Source organism: Pseudophaeobacter sp. A-200-2, assembly GCF_041008815.1.
GTDB classification, from domain to species: Bacteria; Pseudomonadota; Alphaproteobacteria; order Rhodobacterales; family Rhodobacteraceae; genus Phycobacter; species Phycobacter gallaeciensis_A.
Genome location: NZ_JAXGFU010000005.1, coordinates 170,664 through 195,783, shown reverse-complemented (window position 1 = coordinate 195,783; position 25,120 = coordinate 170,664). Strand labels below are relative to the sequence as shown.

The window sequence follows — 25,120 nt, the reverse complement described above, 5'->3', positions numbered from 1 at the left end:
CAGTCCTCTGTCGGCGCGGCGGACTGGATACAGGCGCCGTTACGGGCGTTGCAGCTGGCTTTTCGGCATCATCATATGCACGCCTTTTTCGCGGTTCACCGTCTGGGTGATGCGCAGATCCGCAGCGAGACTGCAGAGCATATAGGCGTCTTCCCGGCTGATCCCCAATCGCGCCTCGGTCACGGCAATCATGTCCCGCAGGGCCATTTCGGCGCAGACATCCAGATCGGGATGCATGCCCATGGTGATGTGATGCGATGGCGTTTCTGCTTGTGGGTAGTCCAGCGACAGGTCCCTGCGCAGGGTCAGGCGGAAATGCCCGCGCAACGCTGTTTCGATGGCGGTGACGCAGACCTCGCCATCGCCCTGCGCGGCATGACCATCGCCACAGGAAAACAGCGCGCCCGGTGCCAGAACCGGCAGGTACAGGGTGGTGCCCGCGATCAGTTCCTTGTTGTCGATATTGCCGCCATGGCGACGCGGCTCGATGGTGGAGATCCGCCCCCATTCCGGCGGCGGCGCCACCCCCATGACCCCAAAGAACGGCGCCAGCGGCAGATCGGTGCCCCAGGGCAGGTGGGCGAGTTGCCGCTCGGCGTCCAGCGGCAGGATGGTGCGCTGGCGTTTGGGAAATTCCAGCGGCAGGGTCCCGGCCAGCGGCCGGATCATGTTGTAGCCCCAGTCCTGCCGTAGCGAGATATCGAGGATATCGACTTGCAGTACATCGCCCGGCTGGGCGCCACGCACCTCGACCGGGCCGGTCAGGATATGGCCCGGCATGCCCGGCAGACCGGCGGCGTGAATTTCCAGCAATTCCGGCGGCACGTGAAAACCATCTCCGGGCAACATGTCGGGGCCACCCGAGACGGTGTCGATGATGACCTCTTCGCCGCTGTCGATGGACAGGGCAGGCGGATGGGCCGCGTCGAAAAAGCCCCAGTGGCAGCTCTGCACCGATGCGGGAAGGGTGGATGTCATGATGCGTCTCCTGCCGGTTCCGTTGTGATCTGTACGCCGCTGTTACTTGCCGGTGTCAATGTCGAACAGTTCGGTCTCCCAGCTGTCGTCGCCGGGGTCCATTTCGCTCCGCAGCGCGTCAAAGCGGGTGGTCAGATGTTCGCGCATGGCGGTGCGGGCCACATCACTGTCGCCGGTGGCAATCGCCTCGATGATGGTCACGTGCTCGCAATGCGACACTTCCAGCGACGGGCCGCTTCGGGCACGGGCGCGGATGCGGATCCATTCCGGGTTCTCGCGGATCCGGTCAAGCAGGGCAAAGGAGGTCAGCAAGGGCCGGTTGCGGGCGCATTGGGCGATCAGCCGGTGAAAGGCGCCATCCCAAAGTTCGATCGCCTCCGGACCGTTGGATTCAAACTGCCGCTGGGCCAGACGGCGCAGGCGCATCAGCTCATCCGGCTGCATCCGTTTGGCACACAGCGCGGCAAGCTCCGGCTCGATACACAGGCGCGCTTCCATCACTTGTAGCGCGTTGGTCTCCCCGGCGATCTTGGCCGCGAGGTCTCCGGTCGGATCGGCGGGCTGTCCGGCAAAGGTGCCCTTGCCCTGTTTGCGCCAGACCAGCCCCTGTTCTTCCAGACTGTCGAGGGCCAGACGCACCGCCCTGCGGCTGACGTCGAACTGTTCCGACAGCACCCGTTCGGTGGGCAGTTTTCCGTCCGCGGCGAGGCTCCCCGATTTGATCAGGGCCAGAACCTTTTGTTTGATCGGCTCGATAGACGAGCTGCGGGAGTGTGATGACATGACAGACTTTTTCTCAGACAGGGTCTGCATATTGAAGCAAAAAATGGCGCAAAGGGTAAAAACAACAGCGCCCGGGGCATACCGGGCGCTGTTTGATCAATAATCGACGGCCTGCGATTTGCTGGGGCGTCCTTCTGCGATGCGGCGGGCCTCTGCCGCGGCGATATCGGCGTCGATGCCTTCGCGGGTGGGCAGGCCAGAGAACCGCTCGGCCGTGGGCATGCCCTTGGAGAAATGCACATAGCGTTCCTGCGCGACCTCCCAGAGGCGGGCCAGCTCACCCAGGGGGTCCGCGTGGTCATCGGCCCGGATGTCGAGCCAGGCATGCTCCTGTCCGCGATGGATCACCAGTCCGGCGGCCTGACGGCCCCGTTTGTCGCCACCTGCGGCCTCCCCGGCTTGCATGGCCACGATCAGACGCTCGGCAAAGGGCAGATCCGCGTTGTCCTTGTAGGCCGCCGAGGTTGCCTCGATCACCTCGGAGCCGGTCAGCATATTGCCCGCCACCGAATGATCCTCGGCCAAGAGGTGCCCGGCCCAGTCGACGCAATCGGCGCCGGTATGGGCCACAAAGCGACCTTCGGCATCCATCATATGGGCCTGGCGGATCGCCTGCCCCTGATCGCGAAGGGCGAAATCGGCGAGCACCGCCTGGGCGCTTTCACCGGCGGCCATGCGCCTGCGCCCCTCGGTGCCCCAAACCGGATTGCAGAAGGCCTGCGACGCCACGGCGACAGTCGGCCCGACAAAGGGCACCACCGCGCCGCAGGCGAAGAACCGGGAGGCGACGATCACAGCGATCGCGCCATCCTCGGGGTTCTTGGCAATCAGCGACCAGGTCATCGGCCGACCGCATAGGCCTGCATCAGGCGCGGGGTCGCCGCCGCGCGCAGTATGCCGTCCGGTTCGCGCAGGGCAGCGGTCAGCCGACCGACGGTCCAGGGATCCGCCACCGCGACGTTGTGACCCCGGGCGCGCAGATCGGCGATCACCGCCTCGCCAAAGTTCGGCTCGACCATCATTTCGGCGGTGCGCACTTCGCGTGGGAAGAAGGATCCCTGGAAGTGCATGGAATGGAACAGCGGCGCATCCATGCATTGCTGCAGTTCCATGCCGAAATGCACGAAACGCAGGAACCAGATGAGCTGCCACTGGTCCTGCTGGTCACCGCCGGGGGTGCCAAAGACCATCTGCACACCGTCTTTTTCCGCATAGCTGGGGGTCAGGGTGGTGCGGGGGCGGCGGCCCGGCGCCAGCGAGGTCGGCAGACCGTCCTCCAGCCAGAACATCTGGGCGCGGGAGTTGAGCGGGAAGCCGAGGCCCGGAATGACCGGGGAGCTTTGCAGCCAGCCGCCTGAAGGGGTTGCGGCGACCATGTTGCCCCAGCGGTCGATCACGTCGAGATGCACGGTATCGCCGCGCTTTTCGGTGAGGTGCGACATGGTCGGCTCCTGCGCCGCCACCTGGCCGACGTTGAAGTCCCGCGCCGCGCGCTCGATATAGGCGTCGGCGAGATGTTCGAAGCCCGGCACCCGCCCCGGGCGCTGCTCGGTCGAGGCCTTGTCGGTGATCAGCTTGCGGCGCTCGGCGTTGTATTCCTCGCTGAGGAGGTACTCCATCGGGATCTCGGACTGGGCAGGGTCGCCGTAATAGGCCTCGCGGTCGGCATAGGCGAGCTTCATCGCTTCGGTCACGGTGTGCACGAACTCGGCGCCGAAGGGATCCATCGCGCCAAGGTCAAAGCCTTTGAGGATGGCAAGGCCCTGCAGCAGCACCGGTCCCTGGCTCCAGGCGTGGGTCTTGTGCACGGTCCAGCCTTCGTATTCGTAAGACAGGGTGTCCTCATAGGTGGCACGCCAGTCCTTCAGGTCCTCGGGCGCCAGCACCGCGCTGTGTTTCTCGTCCGAGACATCCATCACATGGGCGTCTTTCAGATAGTCAAAGATCGCCTCGGCCACGAACCCTTCGCGCCATTCGGCGCGGGCGGCGTCGATCTGGGCGGCTCGGTCCTCACCTGCGGCTTCGCCTGCTTCGGCCAGACGTTCATAGGTGCGCGCCAGATCTGGATTCTTGAACAGGGCGTTGGGTTTCGGCGCTTCGCCACCCGGGGCCCAGACAGCAGCCGAGGTCGGCCATTCGGTTTCAAAGAATTCCTGCAGACCGGCAATGGTATTGGCCACACGCGGCAGCACCGGATGGCCATTGCGAGCATAGCCGATCACCGGTTCCAGCACCTCGCGCAGCGACATGGTGCCGTGGTCGCGCAGCATCATCATCCAGCCGTCAAAGGCGCCGGGAACAACGGTTGCGAGCAGACCCGAGCCGGGGATCAGGGTCAGCCCCTGTTCGGTGTAGGCTTCGATGGTCGCCGCCTTGGGCGCCACGCCCTGTGCACAGACCACCTTGGTTTCGCCGGTTTCCGCCTTGTGGAAGATCGCGGGCATATCGCCGGCCGGACCGTTCAGATGTGGTTCGACCACCTGCAGGACCAGCGCGGTTGCGACGGCGGCGTCAAATGCGTTGCCGCCCTTTTCCAGAATGCTCATGCCGACGGTCGAGGCAATCCAATGGGTCGAGGTTGCGACCCCGAAGGTGCCCCGGATTTCGGGCCGTGTTGTAAAATCGGACATCTATGTCTCCGTTTGGTCTAGTGCTCGCGGGGGTCCAGCGCATCGCGCAGACCATCGCCAAGAAGGTTGAAGCCCAGCACCACGAGAAAAATCGAGATGCCCGGCCACATGGCCATCCAGGGGGCTTGATTGAGGAAATTCTTCGCCGTGTTCAGCATCGACCCCCAGCTTGGCGCGGGCGCCTGCTGGCCAAGGCCGAGGAAGGACAGCGAGGCCTCGGCGATGATCGCCGTGGCAATGGTCAGCGTTGCCTGCACCAGGATCGGCGGCAGCACGTTGGGCAGGATATAGCGGCGCAGGATCTTGGGCGTCGGCAGGCCGATGGCCAGGGCGCTGTCCACGTAGTCTTCGGAGCGCACGGTCAGCACCTGCCCGCGGGTCAGGCGGATGAAGATCGGCGTGGCCGAGATCCCGATGGCGATCATCGCATTGGTCAACGACGGACCAAGAAAGGCCGCCAGCGCAATCGCCAGGATCAGGAAGGGAGCCGCCAGCAGGGCTTCGGTGCAGCGCGAGATCACCGCATCGGTCCAGCCGCCGAAATAGCCGGCCAGAATGCCGAGTGGCACGCCAAGGGCGAGCGCAATCCCGACCGAGACCACACCGGCCAGAAGCGAGGCCTGCGCCCCCCAGATCAGGCGGGACAGCACATCGCGGCCAATCTCATCCGTGCCCATCCAATGGGCGGCCGAGGGCGCCTTGCGCACGGCGCCCCAGTCGGTGGCGGCGGGATCAGGGATCGGCAGCACGGGGGCCAGGAGGGCGATCGCCACGAAGAAGGCCACCAGAATGCCGCCGAACAAGGCGCTGCGGTGAGAGCGGAATTTCTTCCAGACGCGGTTCTTGCCGTCGCTGATTGCATCCTGCTCGGGGGTGAAGGGGGCTGTTGCTTCGGTCATCTTATTGCCCTCTCAGCCGTGGATTGAGGATAAAATACAGCGCATCGGCCAGAAGGTTCATAAAGATAAAGCCAACCGCGGTCACCAGAACGATACCCTGCACCACCGCATAGTCGCGGTTGAACACCGCATCGACGACCATCTTGCCAAAGCCGGGAATGGTGAAGATCTGCTCGGTCAGGACGGCGCCAGCCACCAGTTCACCGAACAGCAGCGCGGTCAGGGTGACAATCGGGGTCAGCGCGTTGCGGAAGGCGTGTTTCAGAACAACGCGGCGTTCGGTCAGCCCCTTGGCGCGGGCGGTGCGGACATAATCGGCGCTGAGCACGCCCAGCATGGCCGAGCGGGTGTGCCGCATCATCGTGGCGGCAAGGGCGGTGCCCAGCACGAAGGCGGGCATCAGCATGGTGCGGATCGACTGGGCGAAATCCTCGGACAGGGGCACATAGCCGGATGCGGGCAGCAGCTGCCATTTCACCGACACCAGCAGGATCAGCATGATGCCAAGCCAGAAGTTGGGGATCGACAGGCCCGAGAGGGCCACCACATTGGCCAGGTAATCGGTCAGCGTACCCTTGCGGTAGGCCGACAGGATGCCCGCAGGCACGCCGATCGTCAGGGCAAAGATCATCGACATCGCCGCCAGTTGCAGCGTCACCGGCAGTTTCTGCATCATCAGCTCGGTGACCGGCTGGTTGGTGCGCAGCGAAATCCCGAGGTCTCCCTGCAGGGCATTGGTGATCCATGTGAAATACTGCACGATGATGGGATCGTTCAGGCGGTATTTCTCGCGCAGCAGCTCCAGTACCTCGGGGTCGCGCTCTTCTCCGGCCAGCACCAGAAGCGGATCCCCCGGCAGCAGCTTTTGCAGGGCGAAGACAAAGATCGAGATCAGTATGATCGTGGGCACCGCGATCAGGATGCGGCGCATGAGGAACAGGAACATCGGGCAGACCTGACGGATTGGCTGCGACCCCGAAGGGCCAGAAGATCTGCGCCGCCCGCGCGCAGGGCGGGGCGGCGCAGGGTGGGTATCACTCGTTCCAGGTGACGCCTTCGAGGCGGATCATCCCGTCCGGATAGGCGGTGAAGCCTTCCAGATTGGTGTTATGCGCCCAGATCCAGGTCTGGTGGTAGAGGTAGACAATCGGCGATTCCTCGACCAGCACGTCGCGCGCGGCATCATAGGACGCCTTGCGGGCCTCGGTGCTGGAAGCAACGCGGGCCGCGTTCAGCGCCTCGTCCACGGCAGGGTTGGAGTATTTGCTGTCGTTGAGGCCACCGTTCGTGGTCATGAACTGGTGGATGTTGCCATCGGGATCGACCCGGCCGGACCAGCCGATCTGGCTGGCGGTGTAGTCACCGGCGGATTGATCGGCCAGCAGGGTGGCGAACTCTTTCGAGACGATCTTCACGTCGATGCCTGCTTCGGCGGCCATGGCCTGAACTACCTGCATCAGCTGCAGCGGAACGGTGGTGTTGGGGACCTGAACTTCAAGCTCCAGACCATCGGGATACCCGGCTTCGGCCAGCAGTTCCTTGGCCTTGGCTACATCGCGGCCCGGAACCGGGTAGTCGGCGTCATACCAGGGCGAGGTCGGCGGATAGGGCTGGTTGCCAGCGGCAAAGGCGCCTTCAAAGACCACCTGGTTGATCGCGTTGCGGTCGATGGCATAGCTGAACGCCTGACGCAGGCGCGCGTCGTTGCCCCAGGGATTGTCGCCCTTTTCACCGTTGTTCAGGTTGAAGGTAATGCCCTGATAGCCCAGCGAAACCGCGTCGGCGACAGCGATATTCGCATCTGCATTGGCCTGTGCCAGGTCGGTGGCGGCCAGACGCTCCAGCATGTCGATATCACCCGACTGCAGGTTGGCCAGACGCACGGTGGTGTCCGGGATCGGCAGGAAGGTCACGCTGTCAAAGGCGATCTTGTCGGCGTTCCAGTAGTCCGGGAACCGCTTCAGGACGATCTTGTCCTGGGCGACACGCTCTTCAAAGCTGAACGGGCCGGAGCAGACCGGGTTGAGGCCGAAATCCACGCCTGCTGCCGCAGCGGCGGTGGGCGACATCATCATGCCGGCACGGTCGGCCAGCTGCGCCAGAAGCGTGGCATCGGGGCCTTTGAGGTTCAGCTTGATCTCATACTCGCCGGTCACTTCGGTCGAGGTGATGGAGGACAGCTCGGACTTGCGGCGTGATTCATCGAGGGTCTTGGAGCGTTCGATATTCGCGGCCACGGCCTCTGCGTTGAAGGGGGTGCCGTCGTGGAACACCACGCCCTCGCGCAGCTGCATGGTGACGGTCATGCCATCCTCGGACACCTGCCATGCGGTGGCCAGCTGCGGGATGATTTCCAGATCCGGGGTGATGTCGACCAGCTTGTCGCAGAGCGAGGCATAGACGATGCGGCCCACGAAGGTGCGCGACTGATCCGGGTCGAGCACGTCGGCGTCCGATTGCAGGCCGATGCGCAGATCCTTGGCGCTGGCGCCGGTGGTCATCATCCCCAATGCGGTGGCGCCGAGAAGGGCAGCCATCAGGGTGGGTTTCAAGTGTTTCATCGTCTTGGTCCTCTCTGTCGGGTCTTGCTTTTGGTTACGGTTGGTTCTGGGGGTGTTCTGATGGGATTATTCCGGCGTCAGCGGGGTGACCTTGGCGCCTTCGATGGCGGCGCGGTACAGGGCAAACCGTTCTTCGGCAGCGGCGGAATGGGGGGCCTGCTGCGGCGCACCGGCCGGAGCGTCGATCTCCTGCCAGTGGTGGCAGGCCACCTGATGTGATGCGCCCTCAACAGTCGAAAGATCCGGCACCGTGGTTTTGCAATCCGGCCGCGCAAAGGGGCAGCGGGTGTGAAACCGGCAGCCGGGCGGCGGTGCAGCGGGGCTGGGCATCTCGCCAGTCAGCGTCGTGATGCGGTCCTCGCCCTCGGCGCGGGGCGCCGGGATCGAGGCCAGCAAAGCCTGGGTGTAAGGATGGCGCGGGGCACTGAAGACCTCTTCGGCGGTGCCCATTTCCACGATACGGCCCAGATACATGACGGCGACACGGTCGCTCATGTGGCGGATCACGCCCAGATCATGGGCAATGACGACCAGCGTTACCCCGAGTTCGCGGCTGAGATCACCCAGAAGGTTGATCACCTGCGCCTGTACCGAGACATCCAGCGCCGAGACTGGCTCATCCCCGATGACCAGTTTCGGCCCGGTGATCAGGGCGCGGGCAATACCGATCCGCTGCCGCTGCCCGCCAGAGAATTCATGCGGATAGCGGCCCGCGTGTTCTGCGGGCAGGCCGACCTTCTGCATGATGTCGGCCACCTTGGCGCGGCGTTCGGCGGCGCTCAGCTCGGGGGCGTGGACTTCCAACGGTTCGGCAATCAGCTTGCCCACGGTCATGCGCGGGTTGAGCGAGGAAAACGGATCCTGAAAGATGAACTGCATATCGCGGCGCAGCCGGGTCAGATCCGGTCCGGCGGCATGGCTGATATCCTTGCCGTCAAAGACGACCTCCCCCGACGTGGGCTCCAGCAGCCGCATCAGCAACCGCGCGAGGGTGGATTTGCCGCAACCGGATTCGCCGACGATGGCAAAGGTCTCGCCGCGCTTCACCTCAAGCGAGATCCCGTCGACCGCCTGCACCACCGGGGATTTCTTCAGAAAGCCGCCGCCGCCGAAATGTTTGGTCAGCGCGTCGGTGCGGAGAATCATGTCCTTGCTGCTCATGCCTGCACCGCCACATGGGTTTCCAGAGGGGCGAAATGGCAGGCGACGCTGTGATCGTCTGCAAGCGTTCTGAGATCGGGCCGCGTGCTGCAGGCGGCAGCGGCAAAAGCGCAGCGCGAGCGGAACCGGCAGCCTTCGGGCATGTTGCGGATCGCCGGAACCGAACCGGGCACCGTGGCCAGACGTTCGCCGGGGCGATCAAGGCGCGGCATCGCGCTCATCAGGCCGATGGTATAGGGATGCTGGGGATTGGCGAAAATTTCCTTGGTGGAGCCCTGTTCGACCACTTCCCCGCCGTACATGACGGCAACGCTATCGGCCACTTCGCCAACGACCCCCAGATCATGGGTGATCATGATGGTGCCCATGCCGGTGTCGCGACGCAGATCGCAGATCAGATCAAGGATCTGCGCCTGAATGGTCACATCAAGCGCGGTGGTGGGTTCATCGGCAATCAGCAGCTGCGGATCATTGGCCAGCGCCATGGCGATCATCACCCGCTGGCGCATACCACCGGACAATTGGTACGGATATTCGCCAAGCCGTTGACGTGGCGCGGGAATGCCGACCTTCTCTAGCATCTGATGGGCGCGTTCCATTGCCTCGGCCCGGGTGCCACCCTGATGCTGCAGCACGGTTTCTGCGATCTGGTCGCCAACCGTGAAGGACGGGTTGAGCGAGGTCATCGGTTCCTGAAAGATCATCGCGATCTGATTGCCACGTTGATCGGCGGGCAGGTTTTCCTGACGCAGATCGTAGGATTTCCCAAGGAAATCGAGATTTCCGGACAGAACTTCTGAGGATCCTTTGGGCAATAGCCCCATGATCGACATTGCGGTTACGCTTTTACCGCAACCCGATTCGCCGACGATACACAGGATTTCACCGGGGGAAACTTTCAGGCTCATACCGTTGACGGTGGCCTTCTCCTGGCCACGAAACCGCAGTGTAAAGTCTTCGAGGCGCAGAATATCCGCCGGTTCTGCATCTGTCTGAATCTGCCCTGTTGGCATATGCGGCCTCCCCGGCCTTTGGATTGGTCTGGATCATTTGTACCAATTCACTATTGGTTCAAATTGGGCAGCTGTCAACGCCCTCGATATCATCCAGGCGGACCACCGGGAAAATCTGACGAAAATTTAGGCAGGCGGGAAGGAAGGGGTGTGCCGAAGGTTCAGGCGCAGCGGGCGCGCTCAGCTTTGGCGGGTGGCGGAAAGGGTTGTTTTTCAGCGGGCAACGCACGGACGCCTCGTTGAAAAAGGGAGAGCTGAAAACGCCGGACGCAGCGGCAGGCCCGCGGCGTGATCGCGCTCACGCCGCTCCCGATGCTGGGAATACGCCTTTGGGATCTGTCGCTAGTGATTGAGAACTGTGATTTCCACGTCGCCACAGCCCAGGTCGCTGATGTGCTGGCGAATCTCGGCCTCGTAATTGGGGTTCATGATAATGATGGTCCGCACCCCCTGATCGCGCGCCGCTTCGGGCGGGAGGATCGGAGTGGCGGTTATCGGCATGAAACAGCCTTGCTTTGCAGTGTTGAGATCAATGGCGAAGTCAATCGGCGCGTCCTCTGCGCTGTTGAAAAGCAGGGAAAAGGTCACGCCCTTGGAGGCCGCACCCCAAAGCGCGATGGGCCCCACCTTGCGCCGGGTCTCAAGATAGCCTTGCCACTGAGACCTGATTTGATTGGTCTCGGATACATACCGTTTGGCCGCAGCATCGTCGATTGCCGACAGGATGGGGTCGGATGCCTCCTGTGACGGCATCATCCTGGCCGAAATCCACATGTACTGATCATCATAGACGGGCGCGACCTCACAGGCCAAGCCACGGCGGGCCAGAAGCGTTGCAACGGATCTTGGCGTGTAGATTGAGCAATGCTCGTAGAAGAAGTCCTGAAAGGCCAGGTTGCGCAGAATCCAATCGGCGTCCGGCGTTTCCAGGAAAAGGCTCCGCTCCGGCGTCATTGACGCTGCCAGCGCCTCGGCAAAGGCCTGAACATCGTTGATATGCTCGATCGTGTGGCGTGAGCAGATGACATTGGCCTCTGCGGGAATTTTATCGATCTGATCGGGGGTGAACATGACCCGGTGGACCACGGCGCCGTCAGGCAAGTTGTCATCGCCCGTGAACGAAGGGTCAAATCCGGTCAGCGAGGCAACACGGCCTTTTCCACGCGCGTGAAGCAGGGCCATGAAATCGCCCTCGCCACAGCCGATTTCAACATAGTGAATGGGCTGATCTTCGGGCACCGAGGCGAGAATTCGGTCGGCCATGGCATCAAGGTGGGCCAGGTAATAGGGTGATGCGGTGACGTCGTTGTTGTATCCTGCATCATAGGAAATATGGGACGGGTCAAACTCATCGTTCCAGACGAAACCACAGGCAGCGCAGCGCAGGATATGCAGCGCCCCGGTCGGAAATGTTCGCGCGGCATCCGGGGTTTCCAGGGCGACGTTCTGAAGCGAGGGGACCTGCGGGCGGCGCTCAATCGTCAGATTCCCAAGTGCATTCTCGCAAACCGGGCAGGAGGAAATTGAAGCCTTCGTCATTCAGATTGACCCTTCTAGTCACTTTTTGTGCCCGAGTCCTGCCACAAGAGGATTAAGGAAAGCTTTGAGGTCCGCATGGCTTGTGCCTTGGGCGAAGGTTGGAGGGGGGGGCTGTTGTGAAGAGGGAATCACGCCGAACTTCTGCGTCTGGATTGGGCAGTTGCGGGCAAGCGTGCGCAGGCGTGGTGATCGTTCGGGAATGGTTTGCGTCCGGGAAAAACGGAGCATTCGCACCGATGTATCTATCGGTGTGTGATCAGTGATTTGAGTGTCTTGAAGAAAGTGGTGAGCCGTGCAGGATTCGAACCTGCGACCCACTGATTAAAAGTCAGTTGCTCTACCAACTGAGCTAACGGCCCACTATCTTTGTGCTGTCTAAGCGAAATACTCCCGAAGGATCAAGCGCTTAATTCGCGTCGGTGTCGCTTGGCTTGGTCATCCATGCTGTCCCGATAGGCGGCGTATCTAGGGGGAGTACGGCGGGGGGTCAACCCCTTTTTTCAAGATTATTGGCACAAGGCTGGATTCATCTTTGCACGAGGTCTATATGCCCGCCATGAGCATGACAGAAAACATCGGTTTCCCCTTCATGAAGATGCACGGGCTGGGCAACGACTTTGTCGTTGTGGATGCGCGTGTGCAGGATATCGCGATCACGCCCGCGCTGGCGCAGGGAATCGCACACCGGCAGTTCGGTGTCGGGTTCGATCAACTCGCCGTGATCTCGAATGGTGCAGGCGATGCGCATCTGACCTTCTACAATGCGGATGGCTCGACCTCGGCGGCCTGTGGCAATGCCACCCGGTGCATTGCCCGCCATCTGATGCTTGAGACCGGCAAGGATGCGCTGCACCTGACCACCGACCGCGGTGATCTTTATGCGCGCGATGCGGGCGAGGGCCTGACTTCGGTCAATATGGGCCAGCCGCAGTTGGACTGGCAGGAGATCCCGCTGGCCGAGGAGATGGACACGCTGGAGCTGCCGATCGAGGGCGGGCCGACGGCCACCGGCATGGGCAATCCGCATTGCACCTTCTTTGTCGAGGACGCCGATCTGATCCCGCTGGCGGAGTTTGGCCCGCGCTATGAACATCATCCGCTCTACCCCGAACGCACCAACGTGCAGGTGGCCCATATTGTCGGCCCCGATCACATCCGTATGCGGGTGTGGGAGCGCGGTGTGGGCGTGACTCTGGCCTCTGGCTCCTCCTCCTGCGCCACAGCGGTTGCAGCGGCTCGCAGGGGGCTCACAGGGCGCCGGGTGCGCATTGACCTGGATGGGGGTACCCTGTGGATCGACTGGCGCGAGGATGGTGTCTGGATGACCGGTCCGACAATGCATGTCTTCAGCGGCACCTTCACCGCTGAATTTCTGGATTCGCTGCGATGACAGCGCCCAAGTTCACCACGCTGGGCTGCCGCCTCAACGCCTATGAAACCGAGGCGATGAAGGAATTGTCCCGCGCGGCGGGGCTGGAGGATGCCGTGGTGGTAAACACCTGCGCGGTGACGGCCGAGGCGGTGCGCAAGGCGCGCCAGGAAATCCGTCGCCTGCGCCGGGAAAACCCGGAGGCGCCGATCATCGTCACCGGCTGCGCCGCCCAGACCGAGCCCGAGACCTTTGCCGCGATGGAAGAGGTTACCCGCGTCATAGGCAATACCGAAAAGATGCAGCCGGACACCTGGGCTGAGATCGCAAAGGGGCCTGATTTCATTGGCGAGACCGAGAAGGTTCAGGTCGATGACATCATGTCGGTTACCGAAACCGCAGGTCACCTGATCGATGGATTCGGCACCCGCTCCCGCGCCTATGTTCAGGTTCAGAACGGCTGCGATCACCGCTGCACCTTCTGCATCATCCCCTATGGCCGCGGAAATTCGCGTTCGGTCCCTGCTGGTGTGGTGGTGGACCAGATCAAGCGGTTGGTGGACAAGGGTTATAACGAGGTGGTCCTGACCGGGGTGGATCTTACCTCCTGGGGTGCGGATCTGCCTGCTGAGCCGAAACTGGGCGATCTGGTGATGCGGATCCTGAAACTGGTGCCGGATCTGCCGCGTCTGCGCATTTCATCCATCGATTCGATTGAGGTGGACGAGAATCTGATGCAGGCTATCGCCACCGAGCCGCGTCTGATGCCGCATCTGCACCTGAGCCTGCAGCATGGCGACGACATGATTCTCAAACGCATGGCCCGGCGCCATCTGCGCGACGATGCCATCCGATTTGCCGAGGAGGCGCGTAAACTGCGCCCCGATATGACCTTTGGTGCCGATATCATTGCCGGTTTTCCGACCGAGAGTGAGGCGCATTTCGAAAACTCGCTGAAGCTGGTGACGGATTGCGATCTGACCTGGCTGCATGTCTTTCCCTACTCGAAACGGGAAGGCACGCCTGCGGCGAAAATCCCGAAGCAGGTGGATGGCAAGCTGATCAAAGACCGCGCTGCCCGTCTGCGCGCCGCAGGCGATGCGCAGGTTCAGAAACACCTTGCTGCGCAGGTAGGGCGCACGCATCGGATCCTGATGGAAAACCCCCATATGGGCCGCACAGAGCAGTTCACTGAGGTGACCTTCGAAGCGGCGCAGGATGAGGGGCAGATCGTGACTGCGGTGATCACAGGCGCCTCCAAGGGCCAGCTGACTGCCTGAATCGGCCCTCCCTGCGCTTCTGCGCGGGGATCAGCGTTCGGGCTTCCAGCCCGGTTGGCCTGCAAAGGAGAGCACGTCAGGGCCGAGTTGGTCCCAATGCGGCCGGTCGCGTGCAAATACGACGACTTCGATCTCCAGACCCTCCGCATCGTCCATCGTGCCAAGCGACAGGGTCAGGTGATCGGGGGTGCGGGTGTTCTGTCCGTAGATCGGGCATCCACAGGTACCGCAGAAGGCCTTGGTGACCTCTGAGGCCTTTCCGGACTGGTACCTGAAGGTGCTGACTTCACCGCTGATGGTGACGGCTTCTATCGGGAACATGGCGCCGACTGTGTGACCTGTCCCGCTGATCCTTCGGCATTCCTCGCAATGGCATTGCGCGACAACGCGCGGTTGCCCTGTTGCTACATAGGTGACGGCGCCGCAAAGGCATTTTCCGGTGTATCTGGTCATGGACAGACCCTAGAGGGCATGGCCGATGTCGCAACCACAAAGAAAAACCCCCGCCATTGGCGGGGGTTTTCTGTTTCTGCATCAGGGGAAGACCTGGCTTAGGAGGTCTTCTTGCCCTTGTGGGGCGCCCAGAGGCGTTTGTTGGTCAGGTACAGCAGCACCGACAGAACGGTCAGGATCAGTACGCCGACGAAACCGGCGGTCTGACGGGCCATCATTTTGGGCTCTGCGGTCCACATCAGGAAGGCCGCGACGTCCTGCGCCATGTGGTGCACGTCGTTGGCGTGACCGTCAGCAAATTCCACCTGCTCATCCGACAGCGGCGGCGCCATCGAGATCCAGCCGCCGGGGAAGGCGGTGTTGCCGTAGAAGGTGGTGCCTGCTTCTTCCTTGGTCTCACCGGTGTAACCGTCCAGCAGCGAGGCGATGTATTCGGCACCGCCCATGCCTTTGAACAGCTGGTTCAGACCCGATCCGTAGGGACCGTGGAAACCGGCGCGCGCCTTGGCCATCAGGCTGAGGTCGGGGGCGCCGAGCGAGGTGTTCGCCGGGAAGTGGTCAACCGGTTTTGCGGGGCGGAAATCGTCCAGCTCGGCATCGAACACTTCGAAGTTTTCAGCGGCGTAGGCGCGGACCTGATCCTCGGGCAGGCCGGGGCCGCCTTCGTCGGACAGGGTGCGCAGCGGCACGAACTTCAGACCGTGACAGGCCGAGCAGACCTCGGTGTAGATCTGCAGACCGCGTTGCAGCTGGTTCTGGTCATAGGTGCCAAAGGGGCCCTCGAAAGAGAACTGGAAGTCCTCCACGTGGCCGCTTCCGCCTGCCGCAAAACCTGCGGCAGGAATGAGCGCCAGAGCGAAGGCGGCACCGGTTGCGAGTTTCTTCAACATGGGTAGCTGTCCTTCTAGATTACTCGGCAGGAGTGGCTTCGCCGGATTTCTTGCCATAGTGGGCGTTGAAATCCTCTTCGATGGTGGCCGGCATTGCGGTCGGCTTCTCGATGACACCCAGCAGCGGCAGGATCACCAGGAAGTAGCCGAACCAGTAGGCCGATGCGATCAGCGAGAACGATGCATAGGGCTCTTCTGCGGGCATCGCACCCAGCCACATCAGGGCAAAGAAGTCGATGATCAGCAGGTAGAACCACCACTTGAACATCGGACGGTAGCGACCCGAACGCACGCGGCTGGTGTCCAGCCAGGGCGCCAGAGCCATCACCGCGATGGCACCGAACATGGCCAGCACGCCGAAGAACTTCGCATCGACGATACCGCCGGTGATGAAGGAGGCGATCTGAACCACCCAGACTTCGGAGGTGAAGGCACGCAGGATCGCGTAGAACGGCAGGAAGTACCATTCGGGAACGATGTGTGCAGGCGTCGCCAGCGGGTTGGCTTCGATGTAGTTATCGGGGTGACCCAGGTAGTTCGGCATGAAACCGACGACGGCCCAGAAGATCACCAGAACGATGGCCAGACCCAGGAAATCCTTGATCACGAAGTAGGGCCAGAACGGCAGGGTGTCTTTCTCGGCTTCTTCCTTGGATCCTTTACGGACATCAACACCGGTCGGGTTGTTGTTGCCGGTGGTGTGGAAGGCCCAGATGTGGACGATCACGAGGCCAGCAATCACGAAGGGCAGCAGGTAGTGCAGCGAGAAGAAGCGGTTCAGCGTCGCGTTGCCAACAGCGGGTCCGCCCAGCAGCCAGGTCTGGATCGGCTCACCGATGAAGGGAATGGCGCCAAAGAGGCCGGTGATCACGGTCGCGCCCCAGAAGGACATCTGGCCCCAGGGCAGAACGTAGCCCATGAAACCGGTGCCCATCATCATCAGGAAGATCAGCATGCCGATGATCCAGGTGATTTCGCGGGGCGCCTTGTAGGAGCCGTAGAACAGGCCACGGAAGATGTGGATGTAGACCGCGATGAAGAACAGCGAGGCGCCGTTTGCGTGCAGGTAGCGCAGCATAAAGCCGCCGTTCACGTCACGCATGATGTGCTCGACGCTGGCAAAGGCCAGATCAGCATGCGGAGTGTAATGCATCACCAGCACGATGCCGGTGGCGATTTGCAGCGCCAGGCAGAAGGCCAGAACGATGCCCCAGATCCACCACCAGTTCAGGTTCTTGGGGGTGGGGATCATGATTGTGTCGTAGATCAGACCGACGATGGGCAGGCGGCTGTGCAGCCACTTCTCTGCGCCAGTCTTCGGTTCGTAATGGTCGTGCGGAATACCGGACATGTGGCGTCTCCTTATCCCAGCTTGATGGTTGTGTCGTCGTGGAACTCGGCGACCGGTACGTGCAGGTTCTGCGGGGCGGGGCCTTTGCGGATCCGGCCTGCGGTGTCGTAGTGCGAACCGTGGCAGGGGCAGAACCAGCCGTTGAAGTCACCAGCGCCATCGCCCAGCGGCACACAGCCGAGGTGGGTGCAGACACCCATCATGACCAGCCATTCGCCGGCTTCGTCCATGGTGCGGTTCTCGTCCGATGCGTCGGTGCCCGGCTTGTTCGGGTTTTCCGAGGCCGGATCGATCAGCGCGGACAGCTCAACCGCCCGGGCTTCGTCGATTTCGGCCTGGGTCCGGCGGCGGATGAACACCGGCTTACCAAGGAACATTACGGAAATCTGTGTTCCCACTTCCACGCCGCTGATGTCCACCATGATCGAGGACAGCGCCTTGACGTCAGCAGAGGGGTTCATCTGATTGACCAGGGGCCAGACTGCGGCACCTGCGGTGACTGCCCCGGCGCCGGCAGTGGCGTAGTAGAGGAAATCTCTCCGGGTTCCTTCGTTGTCTTCTGCGTGGGACACGAGGTTTTCTCCAATTCCAGCGCCCGTTTAGGGCAAACATGCGCATACACTGCAAGAAACCCGCAGTGCCTTATCGCGCGTATCTAGCGGGGAGAAGCCCTTTCGTCCAGCCGTGATATACGCGCCGTTGTGTCGCGTGGGCAGTTTCTTTTGACAGACTGTCACAAAAGTCACTGTTGTTTTGACAGGCCCATCCCCGGTCGCAGGCTGCGGTTCAGGCGGCTGGCGGCTGGGTGGCCTGCATCGAGGGACGCGATTCGAATTCCGCGAACCAGTCCGCCAGCGCCTCGTTGCCGTGGCGCCAGTTCGAGGTCGGGTGGCGGAAATCGAGATAGGCGAGGGCGCAGGCGACGGCGATCTGCCCCATGTCCAGCGGTCCTTTCAGATGCGCCATCCAGCGACTGTTGAGCGCCGAGCAGGCCCCCAGCACTTTGCCTAGCTGAGCTTCGATCCAGTCTTCCCAGACCATGCCTTCGGGACGCAGACGCCGTTCATAGGTCATCAGGACCGCTGCATCCATCATGCCATCCGCAGTCGCCTCCAGCACCTTGGTGTCCCAGGAACGCGCATAAAGATTGCTGCCCGCGCGATGGTCCAGATAGGCGCAGATCACCCGGCTGTCATAAAGGGTTGGCCCGCTGGCCCGGGTCAGCGCCGGGATCTTGGCCAGCGGGTTGCTGGCCTTGAGATCGTCGCTGGGGGCGATGGCTGTGGTGTGCACATCGACAATGTCCACATCCTCCAGCTGCTCGGTTTCATGCAGCAGCACCATGACTTTGCGCACAAAGGGCGAGGCGGGCGAGTGAAAGAGTTTCATGATGGACCTCCCAAGGTTTGCCGCCACCCTAGATCGCCAGCGGGACAATACAATGTGAAAAAAATCTGGGGCGCGCTGAAACTTTTTCGCGGCTGCTGCGTGATTTCGGGGTGAACCGACATTGGTTCGCCAATTCGAACGCTTGAAACACATCTCTTGGAAGGAGTTTCACAATGAAATCCGTCATTCTGTCTGCCGCTCTGGTAACCACTGCTACCCTGTCCGCCCCGGTGTTCGCCGGTGGCCATATGAAGCCCATGGTCATGGCCGAGGATCAGTCGGTTGCAAACGGCATGGTCAGCGCCAGCCAGGTTGTGGCGCCCGCAAACGGCTGGCTGGTGGTGCACCGCACCAATGCCGACATGAAGCCGGGTCCGGTTGTGGGTCACGCGCCGCTGCGCAAAGGTGAAACCGCCGATGTCGCCGCCATCCTGACCGAAGAGGTCGCGGCAGGCGACATGCTGATGCTGATGGTCCACGGCGAGGACGGCGGCATGAAGACCGGCATGTTCGAATACACGCTTGGCGCCAAGGAAGACGGCCCGGTCAAGATGGACGGCAACCTGGTGATGACCGTCATCACCGCCAAGTAAAACAGACATTGGCTGACCGCTGGCCAGATGCCTCCTTCTTGGTTGTTAAGACTAAGAACAGAGGCAGGGCACCCGGCGTTCTGCGCCGGGTGTTTTGACTTTCTGTGCGACCTGTCTACCTAGATGGGAAATCAGGGCCGGGCAGATATGACAACACCAGCAGAGATCGAGACGATGATCGCACGAATCGCCCTGCGCGACCGGCGTGCTTTCGCAGCGCTCTATGATGCGACCAGTGCCAAGCTGTTCGGCGTCTGCCTGCGGGTGCTGAAAAACCGCGGCGAGGCCGAAGATACCCTGCAAGAGGTCTTTTTGCGGATCTGGGACAAGGCGGATAGCTATGCGGTGACCGGGCACAGTCCGATGACCTGGCTGATCACCATCGCCCGGAACCTGTCGATTGACCGGCTGCGGGCCCGTCAGGCGCGGATGTCCGGTCAGGGCGACGGCGGCGATCTGCTGGAGCAGGTGCCGGACAGCAGCCCCGGCCCCGAAGCCACTACCATTGCCCGGTCCGAGCAGGCCCGCATGAACACCTGCATGGAGGAATTGCCGCAGGACCGTGCAGAGGCCGTGCGCGGCGCCTATCTGGAAGGAGACAATTACCAGACCCTGGCAGAACGCCATGGCGTTCCGCTGAATACGATGCGTACCTGGCTGCGTCGCAGCCTCCAGAAACTGAAAGAATGTCTGACCCGATGAGCGGCACCGATACCCCTCAGGCAGAGCCTCCCTTCGACGACGAGTTCCTCGCCGCCGAATACGTGCTGCATCTTCTGGATGCCGAGGCACGGCGCAGCTTTGAGGCGCGCCTGGCGGCGGAGCCTGCCCTGCGGGGAGAGGTGCATCGCTGGGAGGCGCATTTTGCCAGCCTTGCCGAAGAGGTGCCCGAGACCGCGCCACCCGCCCGGGTGAAGGCGGCGCTGATGGCGCAGATCGACGCCGCGCCGGAAGGTCCAGAAGGCGTGCGGCGCATCTTCTCGGCCTGGCGCATGGGGCTTGGCGCGCTGGCGGCGGCGCTGGTTCTGGTGGCGGCGCTGGTGCTGGTGCCGATCCTGACGCGCCCGGATTTCTCACCGGCCTATCATGTTGATCTGGCCTCGGCCGATGGCGACCTCTTCGTGGCCGCCGGGCTCGATGCGGAGCAGAACCTGCTGCTGATCCGGCGTGATCAGGGCGCGCCGCGTCCCGGCCGGGCGCTGGAACTGTGGCTGATTGCCGATGGGGCCGAGGCGCCGGTCTCCCTTGGGGTGCTGCCGGATGAGAATGAGATTTTCGTGACCCTGCCTGCGGAGTTGGTGCAGCAGTTTGCCGGGGCGACTCTGGCGATCTCGGACGAACCAGAAGGCGGCTCGCCTACCGGTGCCCCCACCGGCGCGGTTCTGGCCGCTGCCGCCGTCGAGACCCTGTGATTGCTGCCCCGACCCGCGCGGGGCAGTCCGGGGATCAGGGGCGCATCATCCGGGCCAGGTCATCCAGCTCGGCGCCAAAACCGGTGGTGATTTGATCCGCGACCGCCGTGCGGGCGGGCTCAGGCTTGTTCTGACTCAGCTTCCAAGTACCCTCCACCGTTTCGATGCTGAGCCGCACCGGCGCGATCATCCGCATCATCCGTTCCAGCGCCTTCGGCTCCATCTTGTCGCTGTGCCAGGGCGGTTTCGGCAGTAGCCGCGCCTCGTAAAACGCGGATTGCCGGTCCAGAAGGCCCAGCAGTTCATCCTGCGGGCGCTGCTCCAGCCTGCCGGTCAGATGCACAGCCACGTAATTCCACGTCGGCACCTGATCGGCCAGCCCGTACCAATCGGGCGAGACATAGCCATCCGGCCCGCTGACGGCCAGCCGCGCAGCCTGCGGGGTTTTCAGCACCCGGGTGATCGGGTTCGACCGCACCAGATGCAGATCGGCAGAGGTGCCGTCCTCGCTCAGCAAAAATGGAACATGGCTGATCAGCGGCGCCTCCGCCGTGGAAACCGCCAGCACGCCAAAGGCGCGCGTCCGGGCAAAATCGAGATTCTGCGCGCGGTCTGCATCATGATAAATGGGATTGGGGTGCATATTGATCTCCTGACGTCGCGAACAGACTTGAAACACCGGCCCGCTGTTGGCAAGTTCCGCCTGTTCTCAGGGCGGGGCGAAATTCCCCACCGGCGGTATTCGGGGCGTGTCCCCGTCAGCCCGCGAGCGGCTTTTCGGGGCGTGAACCCACAGCCAATGAGACGAACATCGGTTCCGGTGGCTTGGACAAGCGCGTCCACAGCCCGAAAAGTGGGAACCGGTTTTCGGATCAAGCTGTGGAGCAGTCAGGAAAGTGACAAGCAGATCTGGTGAGAGGCCAGAGCCGACGGTTATAGTCCGGATGGAAGAGAACGTGCGACAGGGACTGCCTTTTTCGGGGCGGGGCTCCTGCCGTTCGTTATCGCCTTGGGTGACGTGTCGAACCTATAGGAGATAACCATGACACACACCCGATATGCATTCATCAAGGCCAATTGGCACGCCGATATCGTCGATCGCGCGCTCGAAGGATTTCAGGAATTGATCCCGGCCGAGCAGATCGACGTCTTTGACGTGCCCGGCGCATTCGAGATGCCGCTGATGGCGCAGGAGCTGGCCAAGACCGGCCAATACGCCGCCGTGGCCTGCGCCGCGCTCGTGGTGGATGGCGGCATCTACCGGCATGATTTCGTTGCGCAGGCGGTCGTGGACGGGCTGATGCGTGCAGGAATGGACACCGGCGTGCCGGTGCTGTCCGTCTCGCTGACCCCGCATCATTTCCAGGAAACCGATCACCACATGGCGATCTACCGCGACCATTTCGTTCAGAAGGGCCGCGAGGCGGCGCAGGCTGCGCTGATGATCACCAAGACGCGGGAACAAGCAAAGGGCTTGGCGCAGGCTGCGTAAACCTTCGTATTTGTGACCAACAGCCTGCCGCTTCAGCGGCAGGCACGCGTCCGCCCGCCCCCACGGCGGGCACGTTCCGCTTCCACCTCGGTCGGACGCTGAACTGCCCTTCTGAAAACAAACTACCCCAGATAAGCCTTCAAGGCAGGCGGCGGGTTGTCCAAAAGATCCGCCGTTGGCCGGGGCGGATGAGCCTGCCCCTCGGCCACCAGCACCACCTGATCGGCAATGCGCCGGGCGTCGCCGGGGTCATGGCTCACCATCAACAGCGTTGCGCCGCTCTCCGTTGCCAGTTCCGCCACCAGATCCAGCATCTCGGCCTTCAAGGCAGGACCCAGTGCCGCGAAGGGCTCGTCCAGCAGCAGGATATCCCGGCCCTGCACCAGCATCCGCGCCAGCGCGACACGGCTTTGCTGTCCGCCGGACAGGGCGGCAGGTTTGCGTGTCTCCATGCCTGAAAGGCCGACTCGCTCCAGCGCCTGCGCGACGCGGGCGTGTTCGGCATCGCTCAGTCGCAGGTTCGGCTGCAGGCCCAGCCCGACGTTCTGCGCTGCGGTCAGATGGGGAAACAGATTGCCATCCTGAAACAGCATGGCGACCGGACGCTTACCGGGCAATTGATCGCTTATATCGCTCTTTCCCCAGAAGATCCGCCCGCCGGAGAGGGGAAGAAACCCGGCGACGGCCTCGATGAGGGTGGTCTTGCCCGCGCCGGATGGGCCGATGACCGCAACTCGCGCGCCGGGGGAGATCGCGAAATCAGCAGTCAGGATAAAGCCGCCATTGTCGATGCGGATATGTTCAAGCTTCAGCATGCCAGCGTCCTCCCCGGTCCAGGATCCAGAAGGCCCCCATAGACAGGCACAGCAGCACCAGCGCCGCGCCCGCTGCCGCCTGCATCTGGTAGGCGCCCATCAGCCGGTAGACCTGCAAGGGCAGGGTGGCGACCTCGGGATCGGCAAATAGGGCAATGACCCCAAGGTCCCCCATCGACAGCGCCGCCGCCAGCCCGGCGGCAAATCCGATCTGCGCCCGCATACGCGGCAGGACCACCCACAGGATAAAGGGTCGCCCGGTCATATCAAGAGAGAGCGCCAGCCGCCGGTGCCGGGTGATGACATCGCGGGCCGCCGGGATCAGGATCCGCATGGCAAAGGGCAGCGCCATCACCGCATTGACCAGCGCCGTCACTGGCAGCGCCAGCGCAAAGGGGCTGGCCACAGGATAGATCAGGATGAACAGCCCGGTGCCGATCACCAGCGGAGAAGCGGCAAGTCCCAGAAGCCCGGCGATCTCCATCGGCAGCGGGCGCCCCAGCGCCGCCGCCAGCGCCATCGGCAGGGCCAGCGCCAGCAGGATCAGGGTGCTGGCGCCTGCCACCAGGATTGAGGCCCCCGCGGCCTGCCAGACCGAGGCGGGCAGCGACAGCACTCCCGGCAGCCCCGACAGTACCACCGCCAGCAGCGGCAGGAGCAGGAACAGGGCGGCAAAGAGGATCCAGAAGCCATCAAAGCCGCGCGCCATGGCGCCGCGCCCGTCCCAGCGGCGCAGCATTCGGTCAAGCCCGCTGCCGAACCCTTCGCCCACCGGGGCGCGCAGGGCGATCATGGCCGCCAGCGCGGTCAGCAGCAATTGCACCGCCGACAACAGCGCCGCGCGGCCCAGATCGAAATCGAAACTGAAGGCCTGATAGATCGCCAGTTCAATGGTGGTGGCGCGCGGGCCACCGCCCAGCGTCAGCGCCACGGCAAAGCTGGAGAGGCAAATGGCAAAAACAACAGCCAAGGCGCCGGGTATGACGCGGGCCAGCATCGGTGCCTCCAAAAGCTGCCACATGGCGCGCGCGTCTGCGTCCAGTTGCGCGGCCAGACGAAAACGTTCGGCGGGGATCTCCTGCCAGCCTTGCAGGATCAGCCGCGTCGCCAGCGGCAGGTTGAAAAAGACATGGGCCAGCACAACACCGTGCAGACCATAGATGCTGAGGGGTTCAAGTCCGAACAGTTCCAGCGCATCGCTGACCCAGCCCGCGCGGCCAAAGACCGCGAGCAGGCCAAGGATGGCAACAATCACCGGCAGGATGAAGGGTGCGCCCAAAAGGGCGATCAGCAGGCTGCGCCCGGCAAAGCGTCGCCGTGCCAGCGCGCGGGCCACAGGCACCGCAAGGGCGACGCTGAACAGGGCAGAAAGGCTCGCCTGCACCAGCGTGAACCGCACCGCCGCCCAATCGGCGGTGACCAGCCCGCGCCCGGGTTCGGCGCGCAAGGCGACCGCTGCCAACGTGCCAAGGATCAGCGCCGCCACCAGCAGGGCGGCGCCATATCCCGCAGCCGGGCTTAGCGGCTGAGCGCGCCGCGCCATTCGTCCAGCGCCGCATCACGCACAGCCGCAGCCTGATCGGCGGGCAGCAGCAGCGATTTCTCCGGGGTGATCAGTGTCTCAAATCCCTTGGGCAGACCGTCTTCGGGTGTCACCGCCGGATACATCCAGTTGGTGGTGGGGATGACGGACTGAAAGGCATCCGAGACCATGAACTGAAGGAACTGATCGGCCAGCTCGGGCTGATCGCTGGCGGCGAGTTTGCCGGCGACCTCGACCTGCATGTAATGGCCTTCGTCAAACGAGGCGGCCGCCTTGCTGGCGTCTTCCTCGGCGATCAGGTGATAGGCGGGCGAGGTGGTGTAGGACAGCACCATGTCGGCCTCGCCCTCAAGGAACATGCCATAGGCCTCGGACCAGCCCTTGGTGACGGTGACGATATTGTCGGCAAGACCTTCCCAGATCGCCGGGGCTTCATCCCCGTAAGCGGCCTTTACCCACATCAACAGGCCCAGACCGGGGGTGGAGGAGCGCGGATCCTGGATCACGATCCGGGTGTCGCTGGCGGCCAGCGATTTGAAATCGCCCGGCACATCGGCATCCGCATTGTGGACAAAGGCGAAATAGCCCCAGTCATAAGGAACAAAGGTCGCATCTTCCCAGGCGATGGGCAGATCGAACTCGGCGCTGACGGAATGATCCGCAAACAGGCCGCTGTCCTTGGCGGCGGCGGTGAGGTTGGTATCCAGCCCCAGCACCACATCGGCATCGGAACGGTTGCCTTCCAGCTTGATCCGCGCCAGCAGCGCGGCGCCATCGCCCGCGCCGACCAGTTTCAGATCGCAGCCGCAGACCTCTTCAAAGGCCTTCTCGACCGCAGGGCCGGGGCCCCAGTCCGAGACAAAGCTGTCGTAGGTGTAAACGGTCAATTCGGGCGTCTCGGCGAATGCCGCCGATGCGCCGAGCAGTCCCGCTGCAAAAACAGAATACTTCATGGCATCCTCCTTTGCG

At 62.9% G+C, this 25,120-nt stretch carries 25 protein-coding genes, 1 tRNA gene and 1 riboswitch; of the genes, 6 read left to right on the top strand and 20 right to left on the bottom strand.

Annotation, left to right across the window (positions count from 1 at the left end; genetic code table 11):
• Positions 1-39 precede the first annotated feature (39 nt).
• The 11 genes from SM766_RS09735 to SM766_RS09685 all read right to left on the bottom strand — a co-directional run bounded on the left by SM766_RS09735 (position 40) and on the right by SM766_RS09685 (position 11,923).
• Positions 40-978, bottom strand: a complete 939-nt coding sequence (locus SM766_RS09735; protein ID WP_274835203.1) for an acetamidase/formamidase family protein — start codon at positions 976-978, stop codon at positions 40-42.
• Positions 979-1,020: 42 nt separating this feature from the next.
• On the bottom strand, positions 1,021-1,761 hold the full coding sequence (locus SM766_RS09730; protein ID WP_065273639.1) for a FadR/GntR family transcriptional regulator: 741 nt from the start codon (positions 1,759-1,761) through the stop codon (positions 1,021-1,023).
• Between the two features lie 96 nt (positions 1,762-1,857).
• Positions 1,858-2,604, bottom strand: coding sequence for a DUF1028 domain-containing protein (locus SM766_RS09725; RefSeq protein ID WP_368947646.1), 747 nt, complete (start codon positions 2,602-2,604; stop codon positions 1,858-1,860).
• Positions 2,601-4,391: a gamma-glutamyltransferase family protein gene (locus SM766_RS09720; RefSeq protein ID WP_368947645.1), complete on the bottom strand. Its 1,791-nt coding sequence runs from the start codon at positions 4,389-4,391 to the stop codon at positions 2,601-2,603. Before SM766_RS09720 ends, SM766_RS09725 begins: the two co-directional genes overlap by 4 nt.
• 17 nt (positions 4,392-4,408) lie before the next feature.
• Positions 4,409-5,290 (bottom strand): ABC transporter permease, encoded by an 882-nt coding sequence (locus SM766_RS09715; protein WP_065271934.1) that lies wholly within the window; start codon positions 5,288-5,290, stop codon positions 4,409-4,411.
• Between the two features lies 1 nt (position 5,291).
• Positions 5,292-6,236, bottom strand: coding sequence for an ABC transporter permease (locus SM766_RS09710; RefSeq protein WP_065271933.1), 945 nt, complete (start codon positions 6,234-6,236; stop codon positions 5,292-5,294).
• Positions 6,237-6,324: 88 nt separating this feature from the next.
• Entirely contained in the window at positions 6,325-7,851 is a 1,527-nt protein-coding gene (locus SM766_RS09705) for an ABC transporter substrate-binding protein (RefSeq protein ID WP_274833136.1), read from the bottom strand.
• Between the two features lie 66 nt (positions 7,852-7,917).
• Positions 7,918-9,012 carry an ABC transporter ATP-binding protein gene (locus SM766_RS09700; protein ID WP_274835207.1) on the bottom strand — a complete coding sequence of 365 codons (1,095 nt, stop codon included), beginning with the start codon at positions 9,010-9,012 and terminating at the stop codon, positions 7,918-7,920.
• Positions 9,009-10,025, bottom strand: coding sequence for an ABC transporter ATP-binding protein (locus tag SM766_RS09695; protein ID WP_274833134.1), 1,017 nt, complete (start codon positions 10,023-10,025; stop codon positions 9,009-9,011). Before SM766_RS09695 ends, SM766_RS09700 begins: the two co-directional genes overlap by 4 nt.
• 342 nt (positions 10,026-10,367) lie before the next feature.
• Positions 10,368-11,564, bottom strand: a complete 1,197-nt coding sequence (locus SM766_RS09690) for a class I SAM-dependent methyltransferase (RefSeq protein WP_368947644.1) — start codon at positions 11,562-11,564, stop codon at positions 10,368-10,370.
• A gap of 283 nt (positions 11,565-11,847) precedes the next feature.
• Positions 11,848-11,923, bottom strand: a tRNA-Lys gene (locus SM766_RS09685).
• 188 nt (positions 11,924-12,111) lie between these two features.
• On the opposite strand from SM766_RS09685, the gene dapF reads away from it, so the two are divergent.
• A complete protein-coding gene (gene dapF / locus SM766_RS09680) occupies positions 12,112-12,954 on the top strand; it encodes a diaminopimelate epimerase (RefSeq protein WP_368947643.1) in 843 nt (280 codons plus the stop codon).
• Positions 12,951-14,213 (top strand): tRNA (N(6)-L-threonylcarbamoyladenosine(37)-C(2))-methylthiotransferase MtaB, encoded by a 1,263-nt coding sequence (mtaB, locus tag SM766_RS09675; RefSeq protein WP_368947642.1) that lies wholly within the window; start codon positions 12,951-12,953, stop codon positions 14,211-14,213. The genes dapF and mtaB overlap by 4 nt, the downstream gene beginning before the upstream one ends.
• A 30-nt stretch (positions 14,214-14,243) precedes the next feature.
• Here mtaB and SM766_RS09670 read toward each other — a convergent pair whose 3' ends face one another.
• The 5 genes from SM766_RS09670 to SM766_RS09650 all read right to left on the bottom strand — a co-directional run bounded on the left by SM766_RS09670 (position 14,244) and on the right by SM766_RS09650 (position 18,296).
• Positions 14,244-14,666, bottom strand: a complete 423-nt coding sequence (locus tag SM766_RS09670; RefSeq protein WP_368947641.1) for a GFA family protein — start codon at positions 14,664-14,666, stop codon at positions 14,244-14,246.
• A 98-nt stretch (positions 14,667-14,764) separates the two neighbouring features.
• Positions 14,765-15,556: a cytochrome c1 gene (locus tag SM766_RS09665; protein WP_065271915.1), complete on the bottom strand. Its 792-nt coding sequence runs from the start codon at positions 15,554-15,556 to the stop codon at positions 14,765-14,767.
• Positions 15,557-15,575: 19 nt separating this feature from the next.
• The gene (gene petB / locus SM766_RS09660; RefSeq protein WP_368947640.1) at positions 15,576-16,907 is read right to left on the bottom strand and encodes a cytochrome b; all 1,332 of its coding nucleotides are present in this window, start codon (positions 16,905-16,907) and stop codon (positions 15,576-15,578) included.
• Between the two features lie 11 nt (positions 16,908-16,918).
• Positions 16,919-17,479, bottom strand: coding sequence for a ubiquinol-cytochrome c reductase iron-sulfur subunit (gene petA / locus SM766_RS09655; protein ID WP_065271913.1), 561 nt, complete (start codon positions 17,477-17,479; stop codon positions 16,919-16,921).
• Between the two features lie 214 nt (positions 17,480-17,693).
• Positions 17,694-18,296 carry a glutathione S-transferase gene (locus tag SM766_RS09650; RefSeq protein ID WP_065271912.1) on the bottom strand — a complete coding sequence of 201 codons (603 nt, stop codon included), beginning with the start codon at positions 18,294-18,296 and terminating at the stop codon, positions 17,694-17,696.
• Between the two features lie 173 nt (positions 18,297-18,469).
• Here SM766_RS09650 and SM766_RS09645 point away from each other — a divergent pair, with 173 nt between their 5' ends.
• From SM766_RS09645 to SM766_RS09635, 3 genes are all read left to right on the top strand, one after another.
• Complete coding sequence (locus SM766_RS09645; protein ID WP_368947639.1) at positions 18,470-18,889, top strand: DUF7282 domain-containing protein; 420 nt, start codon at positions 18,470-18,472, stop codon at positions 18,887-18,889.
• A gap of 147 nt (positions 18,890-19,036) precedes the next feature.
• Positions 19,037-19,591, top strand: a complete 555-nt coding sequence (locus SM766_RS09640; protein ID WP_368947638.1) for a sigma-70 family RNA polymerase sigma factor — start codon at positions 19,037-19,039, stop codon at positions 19,589-19,591.
• Positions 19,576-20,301 (top strand): anti-sigma factor, encoded by a 726-nt coding sequence (locus tag SM766_RS09635; protein WP_368947637.1) that lies wholly within the window; start codon positions 19,576-19,578, stop codon positions 20,299-20,301. The genes SM766_RS09640 and SM766_RS09635 overlap by 16 nt, the downstream gene beginning before the upstream one ends.
• Positions 20,302-20,335: 34 nt before the next feature.
• Here the strand turns inward: SM766_RS09635 and SM766_RS09630 are convergent, their stop codons facing one another.
• Positions 20,336-20,944, bottom strand: coding sequence for an FMN-binding negative transcriptional regulator (locus SM766_RS09630; RefSeq protein ID WP_368947636.1), 609 nt, complete (start codon positions 20,942-20,944; stop codon positions 20,336-20,338).
• A gap of 58 nt (positions 20,945-21,002) precedes the next feature.
• Positions 21,003-21,261: riboswitch (FMN riboswitch) on the top strand.
• Positions 21,262-21,343: 82 nt separating this feature from the next.
• On the opposite strand from SM766_RS09630, the gene SM766_RS09625 reads away from it, so the two are divergent.
• Positions 21,344-21,793 (top strand): 6,7-dimethyl-8-ribityllumazine synthase, encoded by a 450-nt coding sequence (locus SM766_RS09625; RefSeq protein ID WP_065271908.1) that lies wholly within the window; start codon positions 21,344-21,346, stop codon positions 21,791-21,793.
• Between the two features lie 122 nt (positions 21,794-21,915).
• On the opposite strand, the gene SM766_RS09620 is transcribed toward SM766_RS09625, so the two are convergent.
• Genes SM766_RS09620 through thiB form a run of 3 tightly spaced genes read right to left on the bottom strand, consistent with a single transcriptional unit; the run spans position 21,916 to position 25,104 of the window.
• Complete coding sequence (locus SM766_RS09620; RefSeq protein ID WP_368947635.1) at positions 21,916-22,608, bottom strand: thiamine ABC transporter ATP-binding protein; 693 nt, start codon at positions 22,606-22,608, stop codon at positions 21,916-21,918.
• Positions 22,595-24,151: an ABC transporter permease family protein gene (locus SM766_RS09615; protein ID WP_368947634.1), complete on the bottom strand. Its 1,557-nt coding sequence runs from the start codon at positions 24,149-24,151 to the stop codon at positions 22,595-22,597. Before SM766_RS09615 ends, SM766_RS09620 begins: the two co-directional genes overlap by 14 nt.
• Complete coding sequence (thiB, locus tag SM766_RS09610; RefSeq protein WP_368947633.1) at positions 24,127-25,104, bottom strand: thiamine ABC transporter substrate binding subunit; 978 nt, start codon at positions 25,102-25,104, stop codon at positions 24,127-24,129. The genes SM766_RS09615 and thiB overlap by 25 nt, the downstream gene beginning before the upstream one ends.
• Positions 25,105-25,120: the final 16 nt, after the last annotated feature.

Coding starts and splice junctions, on each gene's coding strand:
- SM766_RS09725 (WP_368947646.1), bottom strand. CDS start 2,604: ATGACCTGGTCGCTGATTGCCAAGAACCCCGAGGATGGCGCGATCGCT.
- SM766_RS09635 (WP_368947637.1), top strand. CDS start 19,576: ATGTCTGACCCGATGAGCGGCACCGATACCCCTCAGGCAGAGCCTCCC.
- SM766_RS09695 (WP_274833134.1), bottom strand. CDS start 10,025: ATGCCAACAGGGCAGATTCAGACAGATGCAGAACCGGCGGATATTCTG.
- SM766_RS09615 (WP_368947634.1), bottom strand. CDS start 24,151: ATGGCGCGGCGCGCTCAGCCGCTAAGCCCGGCTGCGGGATATGGCGCC.
- SM766_RS09665 (WP_065271915.1), bottom strand. CDS start 15,556: ATGTTGAAGAAACTCGCAACCGGTGCCGCCTTCGCTCTGGCGCTCATT.
- SM766_RS09715 (WP_065271934.1), bottom strand. CDS start 5,290: ATGACCGAAGCAACAGCCCCCTTCACCCCCGAGCAGGATGCAATCAGC.
- mtaB (WP_368947642.1), top strand. CDS start 12,951: ATGACAGCGCCCAAGTTCACCACGCTGGGCTGCCGCCTCAACGCCTAT.
- SM766_RS09630 (WP_368947636.1), bottom strand. CDS start 20,944: ATGCACCCCAATCCCATTTATCATGATGCAGACCGCGCGCAGAATCTC.
- dapF (WP_368947643.1), top strand. CDS start 12,112: ATGCCCGCCATGAGCATGACAGAAAACATCGGTTTCCCCTTCATGAAG.
- petB (WP_368947640.1), bottom strand. CDS start 16,907: ATGTCCGGTATTCCGCACGACCATTACGAACCGAAGACTGGCGCAGAG.
- thiB (WP_368947633.1), bottom strand. CDS start 25,104: ATGAAGTATTCTGTTTTTGCAGCGGGACTGCTCGGCGCATCGGCGGCA.
- SM766_RS09645 (WP_368947639.1), top strand. CDS start 18,470: ATGAAATCCGTCATTCTGTCTGCCGCTCTGGTAACCACTGCTACCCTG.
- SM766_RS09735 (WP_274835203.1), bottom strand. CDS start 978: ATGACATCCACCCTTCCCGCATCGGTGCAGAGCTGCCACTGGGGCTTT.
- SM766_RS09700 (WP_274835207.1), bottom strand. CDS start 9,012: ATGAGCAGCAAGGACATGATTCTCCGCACCGACGCGCTGACCAAACAT.
- SM766_RS09720 (WP_368947645.1), bottom strand. CDS start 4,391: ATGTCCGATTTTACAACACGGCCCGAAATCCGGGGCACCTTCGGGGTC.
- SM766_RS09690 (WP_368947644.1), bottom strand. CDS start 11,564: ATGACGAAGGCTTCAATTTCCTCCTGCCCGGTTTGCGAGAATGCACTT.
- SM766_RS09730 (WP_065273639.1), bottom strand. CDS start 1,761: ATGTCATCACACTCCCGCAGCTCGTCTATCGAGCCGATCAAACAAAAG.
- SM766_RS09620 (WP_368947635.1), bottom strand. CDS start 22,608: ATGCTGAAGCTTGAACATATCCGCATCGACAATGGCGGCTTTATCCTG.
- SM766_RS09705 (WP_274833136.1), bottom strand. CDS start 7,851: ATGAAACACTTGAAACCCACCCTGATGGCTGCCCTTCTCGGCGCCACC.
- SM766_RS09640 (WP_368947638.1), top strand. CDS start 19,037: ATGACAACACCAGCAGAGATCGAGACGATGATCGCACGAATCGCCCTG.
- SM766_RS09650 (WP_065271912.1), bottom strand. CDS start 18,296: ATGAAACTCTTTCACTCGCCCGCCTCGCCCTTTGTGCGCAAAGTCATG.
- SM766_RS09710 (WP_065271933.1), bottom strand. CDS start 6,236: ATGTTCCTGTTCCTCATGCGCCGCATCCTGATCGCGGTGCCCACGATC.
- SM766_RS09670 (WP_368947641.1), bottom strand. CDS start 14,666: ATGACCAGATACACCGGAAAATGCCTTTGCGGCGCCGTCACCTATGTA.
- SM766_RS09625 (WP_065271908.1), top strand. CDS start 21,344: ATGACACACACCCGATATGCATTCATCAAGGCCAATTGGCACGCCGAT.